Here is a 19,014-nt window from a genome sequence, read left to right as displayed (position 1 = left end):
CCCTGGTGAGAACCTGTCAGAACTTGTCGTGTACCAGGGCGTTTACCGGGGCCCCGCGAGACCTACCCTGAAAGTATGGGCGGGCCCGAGAACCCACCTGAGGGGGCACCCGAGGGAGCTCCCGGAGGTGGAGAGGACGAGTACCGATCCGTCGTCTTCGACGAGTCGTTCGTCCGCGCTGCCCGCATCCAGGAGTACTCCGCGCAGGAGCGCATGACCGACCACACGCCCGCCGTGCGCCGCCGTCCACCCCTGCACCGGGGCCTTTCCCGGCAGGCGCTGATCCTGGTCCTGCTGATCGCCGTCGCCTTCGGCACCGCGATCTACATGGGCGTACGCAACCCGTATCAGACCCCGGCGGCCCTGCGCCCCGCCGAGCCGCTGCGGATGACCGTGATCCCGCTCGCCCCGCAGGGCAGGGTGCCCGGCGCGACCGACCCCGAGTACCTGTACGCGCACAGCCCCGCAGCGCAGTTCCGTGTCGGCGCCGAGGGCATACCGCTGCCCGCCGCCCGGCGCACCGCGCACTTCTCGGACAGCCAGGTCGTCACCGCCCTGACCACCGCGAAGGACTACATCGTCCGCTCCTCCCTCTCTCCCGAGGTGCTCACCGGACAGCAGGTCCGTCCCGTGCGCGTCCTCCTCGACCCGGCCCAACTCGACCAGTTCGACGAGAGCTTCGACCGTCCCACCGCCGACGGACGGCACGCGCCGACCGGATGGCTGGTCCGCTTCGACCCCGCCCAGGTCGAGCTGGCCGACCTCAAGATCCGGGCACAGGGCTCGCTGTCGGCGGCGGAGACCGACGCGTCGACCCTGGAGGTCGTCGCGGACCACACGTTCGTGTACGCGCTGCGGCCGACCGGTTCCGGGGACAAGGCCGAGGCCTCGCTGTTCACCGTCCGGCGTCAGCTGCGCTTCCGCTTCGACCGCGAGGACCTGCGCCTGCACCAGTCCCAGCTCGTGGTCGCCTCGGTCCAGGCCGGTCCGCTCTCCTGCGCCGAGGACTCCGCGAACCGACTGCACCCGCTGCTCGCGGACCAGAGCGCGAAGAGCGGCGGCCCGGCCGGCACCGACCCCTACGCCACGGACAGCGCGACGGCACTGTGCGGGGCCCTGGCACCGAGCGCCGAACCGAAGGTGTGAACCCGGCCGGCGGGCGGCGCCGGCCCGGTCCTCCTCGTGCCGGTCGTCGCCCTGGCCGTCCTGGTGCCGCCGCTTCCCCTCCGCTGCTCCGCGCGGCAGGCTCTCCGCTGCTCCTCGGGTCGTCAGTCCTCGTCGCGCGGCGAGGTGCCCGTGGGCGGCTCGTCCGGGCGCGGCCCGTCGGAAGAAGAGGGCCCGTCCTGCGGCGACCCCTCCTTCGACGGCTGGCCGTTCGACGGCCGGTCCTTCGGCGGAGACGCGCTGGTGAAGCCGCCGAAGCCGCGCCGCACCCGCCCGCCCAGATCGCCCGCCCCGCCCGCTATGTCCGTGACCAGCTTCATCAGCGGATCCTTGGAGCTCTTGACCGTGCCCGCGTAGCTGGCGGCCGACTCCCGGAGCGAGTCCGTGACCGAGGTGTCCTTGTCCTCGGTACGCCGGGGGTAGTGCCCGTCCATGATCCGCTGGTGATCGCGGGACTCCGCCCACTTCTTCAGCTCGGCGGCGCGCACGGTGGTGAAGGGGTGGGTGCGGGGCAGCACGTTGAGGATCTTCAGTACGGAGTCGCGCAGATCGCCGCCCGCCTCGTACTCCTCGGCCTGTTGGAGGAACGCGTCCACGTTCATCTCGTGCAGGTGGTTGCCGCCCGCGATCTTCATCAGGCCGCGCATCGAGGCCCGCAGATCCTGGCCCGCCAGCAGCCCGGCGCGGTCGGCGGACAGCTCCGACTTGCGGAACCACTCCCGCAGCGCCGTCACGATCGCCATGATCGCGAGGTTGCCCAGCGGGATCCAGGCGACTTTCAGGGCCAGACTGGTCAGGAACAGCAGGATCGTGCGGTAGACGGAGTGCCCGGACAGCGCGTGCCCGACCTCGTGGCCGACGACCGCCCGCATCTCCTCCTCGTCGAGCAGCTCGACCAGGCCGGTGGTGACCACGATGATCGGCTCGTCCAGGCCGATGCACATCGCGTTCGGCTGCGGGTCCTGGGTGACGTACATCGGCGGGACCTTCTCCAGGTCCAGGATGTAACAGGCGTCCCGCAACATGTCGTTGAGGTGGCTGAACTGCTGGTCCGACACGCGCACCGAGTCGGAGAGGAACAGCAGCCGCAGACTCCGCTCGGGCAGCAGCCCGCTGAGCGCCTTGAAGACCGTGTCGAAACCGCTGAGCTTGCGCAGCGCCACCAGGGCGGAGCGGTCGGCCGGGTGCTCGTACGCCCGCGAGGAGATCCCCGGGAAGCGCCTGCGCTGCCTGCTCGGCACCTGCTCGTGTCCGTTGTGCTGGTGGCCGTCGTCGGACATGTCTTCCCCCATGTACGTCTGAGTGCCCTGTGGGCGGTGCACGATGTGCTGTGCCGCCGTGCGCGGTGCCCCTGCCTGCCCCCGAGGCTGAGCCCAGCCTAGGCGGAGTTACCGTGGACGAGCAGTACAGCGAAGGAGTCCAACGCCATGCAGCACACCCCCGCAGCCGCCCGGCTCACCGAGGCCGCGAGCGCGGCCGACCAGCAAGGAGCGGGCAATCTGCTCCGGATCATCCTGATCGTCATGATCCTGGGCTGTGTACTGACGGCGTGGTTCCTGTTGCGAGGCTACAAACGGAACGACGACTGAGCGCCGCCGAAGGTTCCCCAACGGCGGAGTCGGCGTGATCGTCGTCGAGTCGCCCGCTTACGATGGGCCGAAGTCTTTATCCCGCCCTTCCCCACGCCCGACTCCGTTCGAGCGGGGGGACATCCATCGGATAGGTCCTGCTGAAGATGAGCTTCCACAGCACCGCAGCCCAGTTGGTCACTCTCGCCGCCGGGGGCGAGGAGCACGGTGGCAACCACAACAGTCTCGACCCCCTGGTCACGGGCGGCAGCGCGTTCCTCATCCTGCTGCTCCTGCTGTGGATCACCACCCGCTTCAACCGCGACCGCTGAATCCGGCAGAGACCCTTCCGGGGCGGCCCCGGGGATCTCACTGCCGAGGCACTCCGGCCGGGCCGGTAGGGTCTGCACGCATGGGAGAGCAGGACATGCCTACCGGTCCGGCGAACGGCACGGCCGACGCGTCCGACACATCCGACACGGAACGCGGCGCCGTGGGCGGGACACAGCCCCGCCCGGCGTACTTGCGGGCCGGCGGCTCCGGCAACGGCCCGTCGCGCTCGGGCAAACGCCGCCTCGGCGTCATGGGCGGGACCTTCGACCCGATCCACCACGGGCACCTCGTGGCCGCCAGTGAGGTCGCCGCCCAGTTCCATCTGGACGAGGTCGTGTTCGTCCCGACCGGACAGCCGTGGCAGAAGGCCCACCGCGCGGTCTCCCCGGCCGAGGACCGCTATCTGATGACGGTCATCGCGACCGCCGAGAATCCGCAGTTCTCGGTGAGCCGCATCGACATCGACCGAGGCGGCCCGACCTACACCGTCGACACGCTGCGCGACCTGCGCGCGCTCAACCCCGACACCGACCTGTTCTTCATCACCGGCGCCGACGCCCTCGCCCAGCTTCTGACCTGGCGGGACACCGAGGAACTGATCTCCCTGGCACACTTCGTCGGGGTCACCCGACCGGGTCACCAGCTCACCGACCCCGGTCTTCCCGAGGGCGGCGTCTCGCTGGTCGAGGTTCCCGCGCTGGCCATCTCCTCCACAGACTGCCGTGCGAGAGTCGCCAAGGGCGATCCCGTCTGGTATCTGGTGCCGGACGGTGTAGTGCGCTACATCGACAAGCGCGAGCTGTACCGCGGCGAGTGAGCCGAGAGGGGCACCGGTGAACGACCGATACGACGCGGAATACGGCGCCGACCAGTACGAGATCGTCGGATACGACGAGTACGGGCGGCCGATCTACCAGCAGGTCCAGGCGCAGCAGGCGCCGCGGCCCGCGCGGCAGGCGTACGACCCGTACCCGCAGCAACAGCAGGGCTACGGCTACGACCCGTACGCCACGGGCGGCCGGCAGCCCGCGCCCCCGTACGACCCCTACGACACGGGTCAGCAGCAGCCGGTGCCTCCCTATGACACCGGCTCGCAGCAGCCTGTGCCCCCCTATGACACCGGTCAGCAGCCACCGGTGCCTCCGTACGACACCGGCTCGCAGCGACCGGTGCCCCCTTACGACGCCTACGACCCCTACGGCACCGGGTCGCACCCCGTCGCGGGGCCGCCCGGCGAGACCAAGGCCCCGTTCGACGCCTTCGGGCGGCACACCGCCGGCGCCCCGCAGTCCCGGGTCGCCGAGCAGACCGCCTACATCCCGCAGCAGGCCGGCCCGGCCCAGGACACCGAGGCACCGCGGCAGGAGCCGCCGGACGCCGCCGATCCGTCGCAACGGGACTACGGCACGGAGCAGTTCGCCTTCGTCGAGGAGCCCGACGGCGACTCGGAGGACGTCATCGACTGGATGGCGTTCACCGAGAACCGCACCGAGCGCCGCGAGGAGGCCCGCCGCCGCGCCCGCAGCCGTGTCGTCGCCCTCGTGGTGGTCCTCGCCCTGGTCGCGGTCGGCGGGGTCGGCTACCTCTGGTACGCGGGGAAGCTGCCCGGCCTGTCGAAGTCGGACGGCAAGTCCGGCGGTACGACCGCCGCGGGCGCCCAGAACCGCGACGTGATCGTCGTCCACCTGCACAACACCAAGAAGGGCGGCACCTCCACGGCGCTGCTCGTCGACAACACCACCACCAAGCAGGGCTCCACCGTCCTGCTCCCGAACTCCCTCGCGGTGACCGACGACGACGGCTCCTCCACGACGCTCGCCAAGTCGGTCGACGACGACGGCTCCTCCGGGACGCGCGACGCGCTGGACACGGTCCTCGGCACCGACATCGAGGGCACCTGGCGCCTGGACACCCCCTACCTCCAGAACCTCGTCGACCTCATCGGCAACATCGAGGTCGACACCGACGCGGACGTTCCCGACCCGGACGCCGCGAAGAAGAGCGCCGCCCCCCTCGTCCACCAGGGCAAGGACCAGACCCTCAGCGGCAAGATGGCCGTCGCGTACGCCACCTACCGCGGCTCGGGCGAGGCCCAGAACGCCCAGCTGGAGCGGTTCGGCCAGGTCATGCAGGGCGTCCTGCGCAAGGTGTCCTCCGACGCCCAGGGCGCGACGGTCACCGTGCAGACGCTGGCGCAGATCCTCGACCCGTCACTGACCGACAAGGACCTCGGGACCTTCCTCGCCAAGCTCGCCGACCTCGCCAAGGGCGGCGACTACAAGACGGCGCTGCTGCCCGTCCAGTCCGACGGCACGCTGAGCGCGGAGACGAGCGACAGCGTGGTCAAGGACGTGCTCGGCGGTACCGCCAAGAGCCCCGACCAGGGATCCGCGGTCCGCGTCTCCGTCCGCAACGCCAGCGGCACCAAGGACAACACCGAGAAGGCCCGGGTCGTGCTCCTCAACGGCGGCTTCACCTTCCTGGACGGCGGCAGCGCCGCCTCAGCGGAGGCCACCTCCGAGGTCACCTACGCCGACGCCGCCGACAAGGAGAACGCCACCGAGGTCGCCAAGACCCTGGGACTGCCCGCCGGCTCCGTCACCAAGGGCAAGGTCTCCGCGAACGCCACCGTGGTGGTGGTCCTGGGCCAGGACTACAAGCCCTCGTCGTCGTAGCGCGGGGCGAAGCCCCACGTGATCCGGTCATCACGTGGGGCGCGTCGGCGGTCCGTGAGACCCTTGAGGACAAGTGACCGCCGACGGAAAGCCATGTAGTGACCGCCACTGACCGCTCCATCGAGCTCATCAGCACAGCCGCCCAGGCGGCTGCCGACAAGCTCGCGCACGACATCATCGCCTACGACGTCAGCGATGTGCTGTCGATCACGGACGCCTTCCTGCTGGCCTCCGCCCCCAACGACCGCCAGGTCAAGTCCATCGTGGACGAGATCGAGGAGCGGCTCAGCAAGGAGCTCGGCGTCAAGCCGGTGCGCCGCGAGGGCGACCGCGAGGCCCGCTGGATCCTGCTCGACTACGTCGACATCGTCGTCCACGTCCAGCACAGCGAGGAGCGCGTCTTCTACGCCCTGGAGCGTCTGTGGAAGGACTGCCCCGAGCTGGAGCTGCCCGCCGACGCACTGGCGACCCGCGGCAAGGCCGCGGAGCACGCCAAGCTGGCGGCTGCCGAGGAGGCGGCCGAGCCGGACGGTGAGTGGCGATGACCACGCCGGACGCGGCCGGTTCCCCGGCCGGGCGTGAGCCCGGCCGGGGCCGCCGCGTCATCCTCTGGCGGCACGGCCAGACCGCCTGGAACGTGGAGCGTCGCTTCCAGGGCACCACGGACGTCGAGCTCACCGAGACCGGCGTCGCCCAGGCCCGCCGTGCCGCCCGGCTGCTGGCCTCCCTGCGCCCCCACGCGATCGTCGCCTCCGACCTCCGGCGGGCCGCCGACACGGCCGCCGAGCTCGCCGCGCTCACCGGCCTGGAGGTCACCCACGACGAGGCCCTGCGCGAGACCTTCGCGGGCGTCTGGCAGGGGCTGACGCACGACGAGATCCTCGCCCGGCACGGCGCGGAGTACGCCGCGTGGAAGCGCGGTGAGCCGGTCCGCCGCGGCGGCGGCGAACTGGAGAGCGAGGTCGCCGACCGCGCCGCTCCGGTGGTCCTCGACCACGCCGAGAAGCTTCCCGACGACGGCACGCTGGTCGTGGTCAGCCACGGCGGCACGATCCGCACCACCATCGGCCGCCTGCTCGGCCTGGAGACCCGGCACTGGGAGAGCCTCGGCGGCCTCTCCAACTGCTGCTGGTCCGTCCTCGGCGAAGGCGCGCGGGGCTGGCGTCTGCTCGAGCACAACGCCGGCACGCTGCCGGAGCCGGTGCTCGGCGACGACGACTGACCGCGGTTTGTGGCGGGTGCCGGGGCCGGGTGCCCGGATTTCACTTTCCGGCAGGTCGCAGGCTAAAGTTCTTCTTGTTCGCCCCGCCGAGCGGGAAGAACGCAAGGGGCTATAGCTCAGTTGGTAGAGCGCCTGCATGGCATGCAGGAGGTCAGGAGTTCAATTCTCCTTAGCTCCACAGAACGACACCCGGTGAGGTTGTCGAAGATCATTCGATCAGGATCCCGTCCCCCAGGGGGCGGGATTTTCTGTGTCCTCGGCCACTCGGTCCGGCCGGCCGGACGGCTGCGGGACGTTCGCCGCACTCTTCTCGATCTGGCTTGAGTCACTTGGGGTCCCGGGGTCGTATACCTCTGCGGAAGCGCTTCTGGCTTGCATGTTCGCGCTCGCCGCGACGGCCGAGAGGGGTGCCGTGTCCGGACTGGTACGCAGGCGTCGCTGACCGTATTGGCCCGGCCGTGGCAGAATCAAACGGCCGGAAGGGGGCGCGGCCCGACGGGAGGGAGTAGCGATGCCTGCGAGCATCGTCGAAGAGGTCCGTGACCTCTTCGACGCGGCACTGACACGGGATACGATCACCCGCCTCAGCTGCCCTTCCTGCGGTTCCGCGAGCGTCGCCCAGGTTCTGGGTGACAACGGTGGAATTTCCTATGTGTGCACGGCCTGCGGCCACAGCTGGAGCTGATCGATGGGTGCACACAGGCGAAAGTGCGACTGGTGCGGCAGTGGGACGCCGATCGTGCGTGACATGGAGCCGGTCAATCCCGACTACCAGTACTGGTGCGAGGAGTGCGCGCGGGCGCTGATCATAAAAGGCGACCCCATCGAGACGTACCGCGAACTCGAGGGCGAACCGATCTACGGCCGGCTCCTCGAGGAGCACTGCACGCTCAAGCGGTTCTATTCGTTCGTCACGGCTTGAGTGCGGCCGGGGCCTCGCAGCGAGGTCCCGGCGAGCACGAGGAAGAGCAGTCCCGCTCCTCCGTAGAGGCCCGACAACAGCAACTCGGCTCCGCCCTGGTGCAGTTCGGGCCGCCCCCGGCCGTGCGGCACCCACCACAGGGCGTACGAGCAGAAGACCATCAGTGCCCCCAGGGCGGCCGCCCGGTGGCCGCGCGTGCCCAGGAGCAGCACCAGCGGAACACACCACACCCAGTGGTGCGACCAGGACACCGGGCTGACGAGCAGCGCCGTCACCGCACAGACGGTCACGGCCCAGGCCCGCAGTCCGCGCAGTTCCGCGACGACCGCCACCGTGAGCCCTCCCGCGGCCACCAGAGCCACCGCGGCGACCCAGAGGGCCCCGGGCTCCGGGACGTGCAGGAAGCGGGCCAGAAGGCCCCGCAGAGCCTGGTTCGCGGTCTCCTCCGCGTGCCCGACCCGCCCGGCCCGGAACACCATCGCCGTCCAGAACCGCCAGGAGTCGTACGGCAGGACCGCCGCCGCCAGCGCGGTGGCGCCGGCGAACGCCGCCGCCGCCCCGCACGCGTGCCGCAGCCGGTGGTCCGCGCGGCCGTGTCTGACCCGGCTCGTGACGCCGACGGCGAGCAGGAACACCACGAACAGTCCGGGCGTCAGCTTCACGGCCGTGGCGAGGCCGATGCCCAGGCCGGCCCAGCGGTCCACGCGGTGCCGTGACAGGTCCCACAGCACCAGGACGGCGAGCAGCAGGTTGATCTGCCCGTAGCGCAGCGTCGTCCACACCGGCTCGCACCACACGGCCGCCGCGGCGGCCCACCAGACGGTCTCCACGCGCGTGTGGCCCACGAGTCGCAGCGAGAGCCTGACGAACACCACCAGCAGGACGAGGTTCCCGGCCGTCGCCAGGGTGCGTATGGCCGCCGTCCCGAGCAGGGTCAGGGGCGTGAACAGCAGGGCCGCGAACGGCGGGTAGGTGGTCGGCAGGTGGGCCGCCGTGGCGCGCAGCGCGTACAGGTCGCCTCCGGCACGCACGGTGGCACCCTCGGCCCGGTACACCATCAGGTCGACCATCGAGACGTGGGCGAACCGCTGGGCGATCCAGAACGCGGTGAAGGAGAACAGGCAGGCCCCCAGGGCGATCGGCGTACGACGGTGGCCTGCGGAGATCGTGAGCGCGGTCACAGCGATCGACACTATCCCGCCCGAATCCGCACAGAAGGGAAACGATTTGGTGGTGCACCCCGGTGACCGTGTAATGTTGGCGTCGCCGCCAGGGAAACCGGACGGCACGGTGAACATGCGGTTACCCCGCATGAACGCGCGGGGCTATAGCTCAGTTGGTAGAGCGCCTGCATGGCATGCAGGAGGTCAGGAGTTCAATTCTCCTTAGCTCCACAGCAATCGAAGGCGGACCACTCGATCGAGTGGTCCGCCTTCGTCGTATGTCTTCCTCTGCTGTTCCCCGTCCGTCCTCAACCGCCCTCGTCCGTCGTCGGCTGCCCTCGCCGCTCCACGCCCGCCCTCGCGTGTCTTCTCGTGGCCGTGTCCGGCGATGGCGGACGGCCCCGGGGGAGGGCGGTCCGCCATCGTGTGCGGTCAGCGGCCGAGTGCGCGCCGGCCGCGCCCCTGGGACACGACCGGGAGGTTGCGGGCGGGGGCCTGCGGCCTGGTGTCCTCCTCCAGGCGCAGGGCGAGAGCGGGGCAGCGGCGCACCGCGCGCAGCGCCTTGGCCTCGGCGTAGCGCGGCACCTTCGCCTGCGCGACGGTCGGGAAGCCGTCGGCGCCGAGCTGGAAGACCTCCGGGAGGATGTCCGCGCACAGGCCGTGGCCCCGGCACAGCGTCCAGTCGACGAAGATCTTCTGGCGGCTCTCGTTGCCGTCCTCGGGCTGCTCGCCGCTCGAAATGCCCGCCGGGGCCCTGCCGCCCTCGAAGAGCGGCAGAACGCCCTCCACGGGCCGTCCGCAGCCGTTGCCGAGGACGTGGGCGGCCAGGTCGTCGGTGAATGCCTTGATGGTGGACTCCAGGAACATCGCGGAGCCGTCCGGGTGCGAGCACGCACCGCGCCGCTTGACGTTCTTGGCGACCTGCTTGAGCGCCTCCAGGGCGGCGGGGCCACCGCCGTTGAGGATGTCCTCCAGGCCGCGCGCCGCGGCCGGCAGCCCGAGGTAGCAGGGACCGCACTGTCCCGCGCTCTCCTCGGCCAGCCACTGGGCCACCCGCAGCGACTCGCCCAGCGGGCAGGTCTCCTGAGTGATGGGCAGGATCGCGCCCGCGCCGAGCGCACCGCCCACCGCGTCCAGGGAGTTGCGGGAGACGACCGCCTCGTTGACCGTCGCCGCGTCGATCCACTTGCCGTGGTAGCCGCCGGTCAGCACGCCCTGCGGAACCGGCGGGGCGCCGGCCAGCTGGAGCACGTAACGCAGCGGAACGCCCGTGGGGACCTCGATCACCATCGGGCGGGCGACGGCGCCCGAGACCGTCAGCATGACGGTGCCGGGCTCGTCGTACAGGCCGGTGTTGCCGTAGCGCTCCGGGCCGATGCGGGCGGCGATCGCCAGTTGGGCGAAGGTCTCGGCGTTCGACAGCAGCGTCGGCGCGCCGCCCACGCCGTTCTGCGAGGCGCTGACCTTGCGGCCGGGCGGGATCGCCGGGCCGCCGTCGATGGAACGGACCAGCGACGCGGCGGCGCCGGTGACCATGCGGATGGGGTTGCGCTGCACGCTCGCGCGCAGCGCGGAGCGACGGCCGTTGCTGAGGCCGCGTTCGGCCAGCGCCGCCTCCATGGAGCGCTGGGTGGACTCACGGGTGACCCCCACCACGAGCGTGCGGGCACCCAGCGCCTCGGCGACCAGGAGCGCGCCGTCCAGGATGAGGTGCGGGGCACGGTTGATGAGCACCGTGTCCTTGCGGCAGGCCGGTTCGTCCTCGCTGCCGTTGACGACGACGACCGGCCGTACACCGCGCTTGATGGCCGCCTCGGCGACCGAGCGCAGCTTCTTGTGGAAGGGGAAGCCCGCGCCGCCGCGGCCCTTGAGGTTGATGCGTTCGGAGAGCTGCGCGAGCTTCTCTCCGCCCAGGGGTTCAAGCGGCCCATGCACCTTCAGGTGCATGGGCAGATCGAGTCTCTCGACAAGGTCGAAGCCCGACGTGAGCTGCGGAAGGCCGACCACGCGGACTTCTGGGACGTCGGGCAGGGCCTCGTTCACCTATAGCCTCCGGAAGGCGTGTTCCAAGGTTCGCCCGATCCCGGTGCGTCGTAGGACGCGCCGGGGTTTGGTTCATTGGCGGGACCGCTGTTGTACGTGTCGTTCGGGTTGTACGTGTTGTACTGCGCGTTCGTCTCACCCGTGTTGTACACATCACTTCCGCCGTACCCGCCGGTGCCCGAATTGCCATAGACCGGGATGCTGAATCCCGTGTCCTGGAGCGGGTCGTAGACGGACTGCGGTGCCTCGCCGACCGGCGGCGGGGACGGGATGGGCCAGCTGCCCGAGGTGCTGCCGCCGCCGTCCACGCGCGGGACGGCCCCCGTGGCCTGCATGTCGAACGGCAGGTTCATGCGCGCGGTCTGGTCGGCCGCGTACGGCTGCTGTCCGCCGGGTGGTGTGGAGACGGCGCGGTAGGCGGCCGCGAAGCCGTTCGAGGTGTCCGCGGCGCCGGGTGTGTCGTACTGCGACGACCGCGGTGTCATGCGCGTGCCGGTCATCGTGTCGGCCGGTGACGGCCGGCCGGAGCGGCTCTCGTAGCCGGGCAGCCCGGTCTCCGCCCTGCGGGCCCTGGACTCGTCCAGGTCATCGAGGGGTGAACGCTCCCCGTTGCCCAGGGCCGAGGTGATGCGGTCGGCGACCCTGCGCTTGACCGGGCGGGGTGCCGCGCGTAGAGCGAGGGCGGCGATGACCCCGAGCAGGCACAGGCTGTACAGGATCGTGAAGATCGGCTTGGCCTGACGGCCCGCGTACAGACCGTGGACGAGTGCGGCGCACCAGGCGGGGTAGGCCAGCATGTGCATGGCCCGCCAGCGGGCCGCGACGGGGGCGGGGGAGGCGAAGTTGCTGCGCAGGGCGCCGGTGACGCCCACGAAGATCATGAGCAGGCCGGCCAGGGAGCCGAGACCGATCAGGCCGGCGCTTCCGGAGACGCCGAGCGAGAACGGGACGACCGCGGCAATCAGCTGGGTGTGGTCGAGCGCGATCTTCGAGGTGATGTGCAGGAGCAGGAACGCGATCGAGGCGACCGCCGTCGTCCGGTGCACCGCCTGCCCGATGATCCGCTGACGCGTGTTGAGGAAGATCCGGTCCTGGGCGACCAGACCCCAGATCACCGAGCAACTGAGCGAGACGAGGGAGAGGACGCCCGCGCCGAAGTTCAGGAACTCGCGGAACTGGTCGCCGCCGACCAGCACGATCACGGGTATGAGGAGCAGGACGACAGCCGACGCGATCCCATAGGCCGACCGGCCTGGCTTGGGAAGCGAGCTGTTGGTACGACGAGGGTTCATGGGGGCAACTCCGAGCAGTTTCGGGAAAGCGGTCCCGCTGCCGAACTCTAAGTGGCTCCATACCGAGGGGTACGAGGTTTGAGTTATTGCGTTGTTATCAAAGGACAATGAGCCTGGGTCTGGTGTCCCTTAGTGGCTGTTACGCGAAGTAATCTTTGACCTTGGTTCAGCTTTCGTCGGGCGTTCCTGCTGTCCAGGAGACATACGGAAGCGCGTCGCGGCGTGCTCAGGGCCTGCGGTACCCTAACTCCATGCGTGCTGTACGCCTTCTGCTTAGCGAGCCGCGCTGATCAGTCCCGACCACCGGTGAGATCGTGGTCGGCATCGGCGCGGCGTCCCCTCCTGTGCGAGGGGCTTTTTTGTTTCCGCAGGCAGAGACGATCGATGGAGCTTTGAGGATCATGAGCGAGACGAACCCCGCTGCCGCCGCCGTGCCGGCGGAGGCCGCGCCGCACCGCTACACGGCAGTCATGGCCGCCGAGATCGAGGCACGCTGGCAGGACTTCTGGGACGCCGACGGCACCTACGCGGCGCCGAACCCGAAGGGCGACCTGGCCGGTGACCCCGAGCTGGTCGCCAAGCCCGAGAAGTTCATCATGGACATGTTCCCGTACCCGTCCGGTGCGGGCCTGCACGTCGGTCACCCCCTCGGTTACATCGCCACCGATGTCTTCGCCCGGTTCCAGCGCATGACCGGCCACAACGTCCTGCACACCCTGGGCTTCGACGCCTTCGGCCTGCCCGCCGAGCAGTACGCCGTGCAGACCGGCACGCACCCGCGCGTGTCGACCGAGGCCAACATCGAGAACATGAAGGACCAGCTGCGCAGGCTGGGCCTGGGCCACGACAGGCGCCGGTCGTTCGCCACGATCGACCCGGACTACTACAAGTGGACCCAGTGGATCTTCCTGCAGATCTTCAACTCCTGGTACGACGACGAGGCGGACAAGGCCCGTCCGATCGCCGAGCTGATCACGCAGTTCGCGTCCGGTGACCGTGCCGTACCGGGCCACACGCGCGCGTGGAACGAACTGACCTCCGTCGAGCGCGCCGACGTCCTGAGCGACTTCCGCCTGGCGTACGCCTCCGAGGCGCCGGTCAACTGGTCTCCCGGACTGGGCACCGTGCTGGCCAACGAGGAGGTCACGGCCGACGGCCGCTCCGAGCGCGGCAACTTCCCCGTCTTCAAGGCCAAGCTGCGCCAGTGGAACATGCGCATCACCGCCTACGCCGACCGGCTGCTGGACGACCTGGACGCGCTGGACTGGCCCGAGGCCATCAAGCTGCAACAGCGCAACTGGATCGGCCGTTCCGAGGGCGCCCGCGTCGACTTCCCCATCGACGGCGACCACGTCACGATCTTCACCACGCGCCAGGACACCCTGTTCGGCGCGACCTACATGGTGCTGGCGCCCGAGCACCCGCTGGTCGACAAGTTCACCCCGGCCGCCTGGCCGGAGGGCACCCACGAGGTGTGGACCGGCGCGCACGCGACCCCGGCCGAGGCCGTCGCCGCGTACCGCGCGCAGGCCGCGTCGAAGTCCGACGTCGAGCGCCAGGCCGAGGCCAAGGACAAGACCGGTGTCTTCACCGGCGCGTTCGCGACCAACCCGGTCAACGGCGAGCGGATCCCGGTCTTCATCGCCGACTACGTACTGATGGGCTACGGCACCGGCGCGATCATGGCCGTCCCGGCGCACGACAGCCGCGACTTCGCCTTCGCCCGCGCCTTCGAGCTGCCGATGCGCTGTGTCGTCGAGCCGAGTGACGACCGGGGCACGGACGCCTCGACCTGGGACGACGCCTTCGCGTCCTACGACGCCAGGATCGTCAACTCGGCGAGCGACGCGGTCTCCCTGGACGGCCTGGGCGTCGCCGACGCCAAGGCGCGCATCACCGAGTGGCTGGCCCGCAAGGGCATCGGCGAGGGCACCGTCAACTTCCGCCTGCGCGACTGGCTGTTCAGCCGCCAGCGTTACTGGGGCGAGCCCTTCCCGATCGTCTACGACGAGGAGGGCACCGCCCACGCCCTGCCCGAGTCGATGCTGCCGCTGGAGCTGCCGGAGGTCGAGGACTACTCGCCGCGCACCTTCGACCCGGACGACGCCGACACCCAGCCCGAGACCCCGCTGTCGCGCAACGAGGACTGGGTCAACGTCACCCTGGACCTGGGCGACGGGCCGAGGAAGTACCGGCGCGAGACCAACACCATGCCCAACTGGGCCGGTTCCTGCTGGTACGAACTGCGCTACCTGGACCCGCACAACGACCGTCAGCTGGTCGACCCGGAGATCGAGCGCTACTGGATGGGCCCGCGCGAGGGCCGGCCGCACGGCGGTGTCGACCTGTACGTGGGCGGTGCCGAACACGCCGTGCTGCACCTGCTGTACGCGCGCTTCTGGTCCAAGGTGCTGTACGACCTGGGTCACGTCTCCTCGGCCGAACCGTTCCACAAGCTGTTCAACCAGGGGATGATCCAGGCCTACGTCTACCGCGACAGCCGCGGTATCGCGGTACCGGCCGCCGAGGTGGAGGAGCGCGACGGCGCGTTCTACTACCAGGACGAGCGGGTCACCCGGCTGCTGGGCAAGATGGGCAAGTCCCTGAAGAACGCGGTCACCCCGGACGAGATCTGCGCCGAGTACGGGGCGGACACCCTGCGCCTGTACGAGATGGCGATGGGCCCGCTGGATGTCTCCCGCCCGTGGGACACGCGCGCGGTGGTGGGCCAGTTCCGGCTGCTGCAGCGGCTGTGGCGCAACATCGTCGACGAGGCGACGGGCGAGGTCACCGTCTCCGACGCCGAGCCCGACGAGGAGGCGCTGCGCGCCCTGCACAAGGCGATCGACGGTGTCCGCCAGGACCTGGAGGGGCTGCGCTTCAACACCGCCATCGCCAAGGTCACCGAGCTGAACAACCACCTGACCAAGGCGGGCGGCGCGCTGTCGCGGTCCGTCGCCGAGCCGCTGGTGCTGCTGGTCGCCCCGCTGGCCCCGCACATCGCCGAGGAGCTGTGGCGCAGGCTGGGCCACACCGACTCGGTCGTCCACCGGGACTTCCCGGTCGCCGATCCGGCGTACGTCGTGGACGAGACCGTGACCTGCGTCGTGCAGATCAAGGGCAAGGTCAAGGCCCGCCTGGAGGTCTCCCCGGCCATCTCCGACGAGGAGCTGGAGAAGGTGGCGCTGGCCGACGAGAAGGTCGTGGCGGCGCTGGACGGCGCGGGGATCCGCAAGGTGATCGTGCGGGCGCCGAAGCTGGTGAACATCGTTCCGGCGTAGGCGCCTGGATCCGGGCCGGGGTCCGGACCTGGACCCGCGTCGGCGTCCGGGCCGGGGTCTGAGCTCGGGGTAGTCCCCTACGGGCAGGTTCGGGGTTCCGTCGGAACTCCGGGCCTGCCCTTTGCGTTTACCGTTGAAGAGCGTCGCGGTGTGTGCCGCGGCAGTCCGAGGAGGAGCACCGTGGCAACAGTGATCACCATCTTCGCCGTGCTCTTCCTGCTCTTCGTGGTGCTCGGCGCCTACGCGACGGTGAAGGCGGTCGGCGCCGCCAAGCGCGGTGTGGACCGCACCCTCATCCAGGCGCGCCGCACGGTCGAGGACCACACCCTGCGGGCCAAGTCGTTCGCCCAGCCGGGACCGGCGGGCGAGATCGCCCAGCTCCGGCTCCAGCTGCGCACCTCGATGCGCGCCACTCAGGAGGCACTGCACGCGGGCGTGGCGGAGGACGAGTCGCTCAAGGAGTCCCTCGGCCTCTTCGAGCGGCTCAGCTCGCACGGGCGCGAACTGGACCACGACCTCAAACGCATGGAGTCCGAGCCGGACCGGGCCACACTGGCCGAGCGGCTGCCCGGACTGCGGGAGCGCACGGAGCGCGTCACCAGGTCGGCGGACTCCCTGCGCTGGGCGGTCCGCGACCGGGCACGCCAGTTCGCGGACGACGACCTCGACTCCCTGAGCGCGCAGATCGACGTCGAGGCGGGCGCACTGCGCCATTGGACCACCACGGAACCCACCCCCGCGTCGGCCCCGTGGCCCGAGACGCCCGAGGCCGACGCCACGACGAACAGCCAGACCTGGCCCGAGCCCCCGCGGTCCGCCGCGCCGGACGAGCCGACGCGGCCCGCCATCACTCCGCCGGGCCGACGCCCCGCGTACCCCTGGCAGAAGAAGCCCCGCCCCGAGAGCACCACCTGATCCGGCCACACCGGTCCGGGGGACGGGGCCGGGCTGCCGCCCAGGCGCTACGGCAGGTAACCTCCAGCTCATGTCCCGCCATGTCGCGATCGTCACCGATTCAACGGCCTACCTGCCGCCCCGGACGATGGAGCGCCACGGCATCACCGCGGTACCCCTGACCGTGGTCCTCGGCGGCCAGGCGTTCGAAGAGGGGACCGAGATCTCGACCCGCTCGCTGGCCCAGGCACTTCAGAAGCGGCGCCCCGTCACCACGTCGCGCCCCAGCCCCCAGCAGTTCGCGGAAACCTATCGCCGGGTCGCCGAGGCCGGTGCCACCGGCATCGTCTCGCTCCATCTCTCGGCCGAACTGTCCGGGACCTACGATGCCGCGGTCGTCGCGGCACGCGAGGCACCGGTGCCCGTGCGAGTGGTGGACACCAGCATGATCGCGATGGCGCTCGGTTTCTGCGCGCTCGCCGCGGCCCGGGCGGCGGAGTCGGGTGGCACCGTCGACGAGGCCGTCGCGGCGGCGGAGAAGCGGGCCGCCGGCACCTGCGCCTACTTCTACGTCGACACCCTCGACTATCTGCGTCGCGGCGGCCGGATCGGCGCCGCGCAGGCCCTGCTGGGTTCCGCGCTCGCGGTGAAGCCGCTGCTGCAACTGGACGGCGGCCGGATCGAGCCGCTGGAGAAGGTCCGCACGGCGTCGAAGGCGATCGCCCGCCTCGAGGAACTCGTGGCCGACCGGGCGGGCAGCGCCCCCGTCGACATCGCCGTCCACCATCTCGCCGCCCCCGACCGGGCCTCCGCCCTCGCGGACCGCCTGAGGACGCGACTGGCCGGGCTCGCCGACCTGCACGTGAGCGAGGTCGGAGCGGTGATCGGGGCGCACACGGGGCCAGGCCTGCTGGGGGTCGTGGTCTCGCCGCGGTGACGGGCTGGAGGCCCGGTCGGGGGCGGCGAGATGGCTGAGACCCGCCCTCCGCTTCCGGCAGGTGATTCACCCGTGTGAGGGGTGGAGTTATCCATAATCGGGCGCTGATCCCCTGAATTCGAGCAAGATCATCGCAAATTGCCGAGATGTCGGATCCTCGTGCCATGGCACTTCGATCACGCTCACGCACACGATCCGCGACCAGCGGCCCAGGCCGCGGCCCCACTTCGGACGGCCGGACCCGAACTCGCTCCGACATCGGCCCCCACCCCCACCCCCGTTCCCGCCCCGGCCGAGCGGCCGCCCGCCACCGCTCCCGCCATCGGCACGCACCCGCGGAGGAACTCCGCCGACGGGCGGAGATCCTCTTCGCCGAACACGCGGGGAAGCGGCGGGAACCGGAGACGCATGCCGGTGAGGGTGGGGCGGAGGCGGATCCCCGCGCCGGGGATGGGCCGGAGTTCGAGGCGGATGTCCGCGCGGGGAATGGACCCGAGTCCGAGGGGGATGTCCGCGCAGGGAATGGACCCGAGTCCGAGGCGGATCTTCAGCCTGCGGCGGCCTCTCGGCCCGGGATGGCTCTCCGCGACGGCTTAGGACACCGATCCGGGACGGATCCCCGTGCCGAAGCGGCCTCTTGGTCCGGGGCAGATCTCCGCGTCGACGGGGGACCCCGGCCCGGGGCGGGGCCCGAGTCCCAGGCGGTGGTGGGCACAGACGCCGATGTCAGCGCCGACTCCGCTCGTGCGCCCGGGACTTGGCGGGAGCGTGTGGGGCCCGCGTTGCGGGAGCGCATGCCGGTGTGGTTGCAGACGAGGTGCGGTCTGGAGCGCGGGAACGTGGTCGCGCTCACGGTGCTGCTCGTCGTCGCCGCGGGTTTCGCCGTACAGCACTTCTGGACCGGGCGTACCCAGTCCGTAAGGGCACCCGAGGTGGTGCGGGCGGCTGCCGCGTACGGGGAACGGGTGCCGGGCGGGCGAACCGACCCCGCCGCCTCGGCCGGTGCGTCGAACACGGCGGGCACGGAGGCGAGTAGGGAAGAAAGGGCGGCCGGTCCCGGTGCGGCCGGGACCGAGATCGTGGTGGACGTCAGCGGCAAGGTCCGTGTCCCCGGGATCCATCGGCTGCCCGCCGGCTCCCGGGTGGCCGACGCGCTCCGCGCGGCCGGCGGAGTGCGCCCCGGAACCCCCACCGACGGCCTCAACCGCGCCCGGTTCCTCGTGGACGGGGAACAGGTGGTCGTCGGCGGCCCCGCACCGGTCGCGGTGGCCGGGACCGGCGTGGGCGGCGCCACCGAGGGGCTGGGTGGTGGCACCCCGCCCGGGGCGCCGGTTTCGCTGAACACCGCCACCGTGGACCAGCTCGACACCCTGCCCGGCGTGGGGCCCGTACTGGCCCGGCACATCCTCGACTACCGCGCGCGGCAAGGCGGTTTCCGCTCCGTGGACGAGCTGCGTGAGGTCAACGGCATCGGCGAGCGCCGCTTCGCCGATCTACGCGATCTCGTACGGCCATGAACG

At 70.8% G+C, this 19,014-nt stretch carries 16 protein-coding genes and 2 tRNA genes; 14 read left to right on the top strand and 4 right to left on the bottom strand.

All coding sequences use genetic code 11. The features are described 5' to 3' along the window. The first annotated feature begins 75 nt into the window (after positions 1-75). Positions 76-1,146 carry an SCO2583 family membrane protein gene (locus ACWCQK_RS08020; RefSeq protein ID WP_451153104.1) on the top strand — a complete coding sequence of 357 codons (1,071 nt, stop codon included), beginning with the start codon at positions 76-78 and terminating at the stop codon, positions 1,144-1,146. A 122-nt stretch (positions 1,147-1,268) separates the two neighbouring features. On the opposite strand, the gene ACWCQK_RS08015 is transcribed toward ACWCQK_RS08020, so the two are convergent. Then, positions 1,269-2,444, bottom strand: a complete 1,176-nt coding sequence (locus ACWCQK_RS08015) for a M48 family metallopeptidase (protein ID WP_451153102.1) — start codon at positions 2,442-2,444, stop codon at positions 1,269-1,271. Positions 2,445-2,591: 147 nt separating this feature from the next. Here ACWCQK_RS08015 and ACWCQK_RS08010 point away from each other — a divergent pair, with 147 nt between their 5' ends. From ACWCQK_RS08010 to ACWCQK_RS07975, 8 genes are all read left to right on the top strand, one after another. Further along, a complete protein-coding gene (locus ACWCQK_RS08010; RefSeq protein ID WP_451153100.1) occupies positions 2,592-2,753 on the top strand; it encodes a hypothetical protein in 162 nt (53 codons plus the stop codon). Between the two features lie 146 nt (positions 2,754-2,899). Further along, entirely contained in the window at positions 2,900-3,064 is a 165-nt protein-coding gene (locus tag ACWCQK_RS08005) for a hypothetical protein (RefSeq protein ID WP_451153098.1), read from the top strand. A gap of 80 nt (positions 3,065-3,144) precedes the next feature. Next, positions 3,145-3,882, top strand: a complete 738-nt coding sequence (gene nadD / locus ACWCQK_RS08000) for a nicotinate-nucleotide adenylyltransferase (RefSeq protein WP_451153096.1) — start codon at positions 3,145-3,147, stop codon at positions 3,880-3,882. A 16-nt stretch (positions 3,883-3,898) separates the two neighbouring features. Further along, entirely contained in the window at positions 3,899-5,740 is a 1,842-nt protein-coding gene (locus ACWCQK_RS07995) for a LytR C-terminal domain-containing protein (protein WP_451153094.1), read from the top strand. Between the two features lie 98 nt (positions 5,741-5,838). After that, positions 5,839-6,285 (top strand): ribosome silencing factor, encoded by a 447-nt coding sequence (gene rsfS, locus ACWCQK_RS07990; protein WP_451153092.1) that lies wholly within the window; start codon positions 5,839-5,841, stop codon positions 6,283-6,285. Continuing rightward, entirely contained in the window at positions 6,282-6,962 is a 681-nt protein-coding gene (locus ACWCQK_RS07985; RefSeq protein ID WP_451153090.1) for a histidine phosphatase family protein, read from the top strand. The genes rsfS and ACWCQK_RS07985 overlap by 4 nt, the downstream gene beginning before the upstream one ends. Before the next feature lie 105 nt (positions 6,963-7,067). After that, positions 7,068-7,140, top strand: a tRNA-Ala gene (locus ACWCQK_RS07980). Positions 7,141-7,650: 510 nt separating this feature from the next. Continuing rightward, the gene (locus ACWCQK_RS07975) at positions 7,651-7,884 is read left to right on the top strand and encodes a hypothetical protein (protein ID WP_003976229.1); all 234 of its coding nucleotides are present in this window, start codon (positions 7,651-7,653) and stop codon (positions 7,882-7,884) included. Here the strand turns inward: ACWCQK_RS07975 and ACWCQK_RS07970 are convergent. Further along, positions 7,863-9,065, bottom strand: coding sequence for a glycosyltransferase 87 family protein (locus ACWCQK_RS07970; RefSeq protein WP_451153088.1), 1,203 nt, complete (start codon positions 9,063-9,065; stop codon positions 7,863-7,865). The genes ACWCQK_RS07975 and ACWCQK_RS07970 overlap by 22 nt on opposite strands. 140 nt (positions 9,066-9,205) lie before the next feature. Between ACWCQK_RS07970 and ACWCQK_RS07965 the strand changes: the two genes are divergently transcribed. Then, positions 9,206-9,278, top strand: a tRNA-Ala gene (locus ACWCQK_RS07965). Between the two features lie 201 nt (positions 9,279-9,479). Here the strand turns inward: ACWCQK_RS07965 and ACWCQK_RS07960 are convergent. Next, positions 9,480-11,090 carry an NADH-ubiquinone oxidoreductase-F iron-sulfur binding region domain-containing protein gene (locus ACWCQK_RS07960; protein ID WP_451153086.1) on the bottom strand — a complete coding sequence of 537 codons (1,611 nt, stop codon included), beginning with the start codon at positions 11,088-11,090 and terminating at the stop codon, positions 9,480-9,482. Next, positions 11,087-12,382: a cytochrome b/b6 domain-containing protein gene (locus ACWCQK_RS07955; protein ID WP_451153084.1), complete on the bottom strand. Its 1,296-nt coding sequence runs from the start codon at positions 12,380-12,382 to the stop codon at positions 11,087-11,089. The genes ACWCQK_RS07960 and ACWCQK_RS07955 overlap by 4 nt, the downstream gene beginning before the upstream one ends. Before the next feature lie 401 nt (positions 12,383-12,783). Here ACWCQK_RS07955 and leuS point away from each other — a divergent pair, with 401 nt between their 5' ends. The 4 genes from leuS (at position 12,784) to ACWCQK_RS07935 (ending at position 19,011) form a co-directional block, all read left to right on the top strand. Beyond that, positions 12,784-15,663: a leucine--tRNA ligase gene (gene leuS / locus ACWCQK_RS07950; protein WP_451153082.1), complete on the top strand. Its 2,880-nt coding sequence runs from the start codon at positions 12,784-12,786 to the stop codon at positions 15,661-15,663. A 189-nt stretch (positions 15,664-15,852) separates the two neighbouring features. Beyond that, a complete protein-coding gene (locus ACWCQK_RS07945; protein ID WP_451153903.1) occupies positions 15,853-16,578 on the top strand; it encodes a hypothetical protein in 726 nt (241 codons plus the stop codon). 70 nt (positions 16,579-16,648) lie between these two features. Beyond that, positions 16,649-17,494, top strand: a complete 846-nt coding sequence (locus tag ACWCQK_RS07940; protein WP_451153080.1) for a DegV family protein — start codon at positions 16,649-16,651, stop codon at positions 17,492-17,494. A gap of 257 nt (positions 17,495-17,751) precedes the next feature. Next, positions 17,752-19,011, top strand: coding sequence for a helix-hairpin-helix domain-containing protein (locus ACWCQK_RS07935; protein WP_451153901.1), 1,260 nt, complete (start codon positions 17,752-17,754; stop codon positions 19,009-19,011). Positions 19,012-19,014: the final 3 nt, after the last annotated feature.

The sequence above is a fragment of the Streptomyces sp. NPDC002306 genome (assembly GCF_053593435.1).
This window is presented reverse-complemented; position numbering and strand designations above follow the sequence as displayed.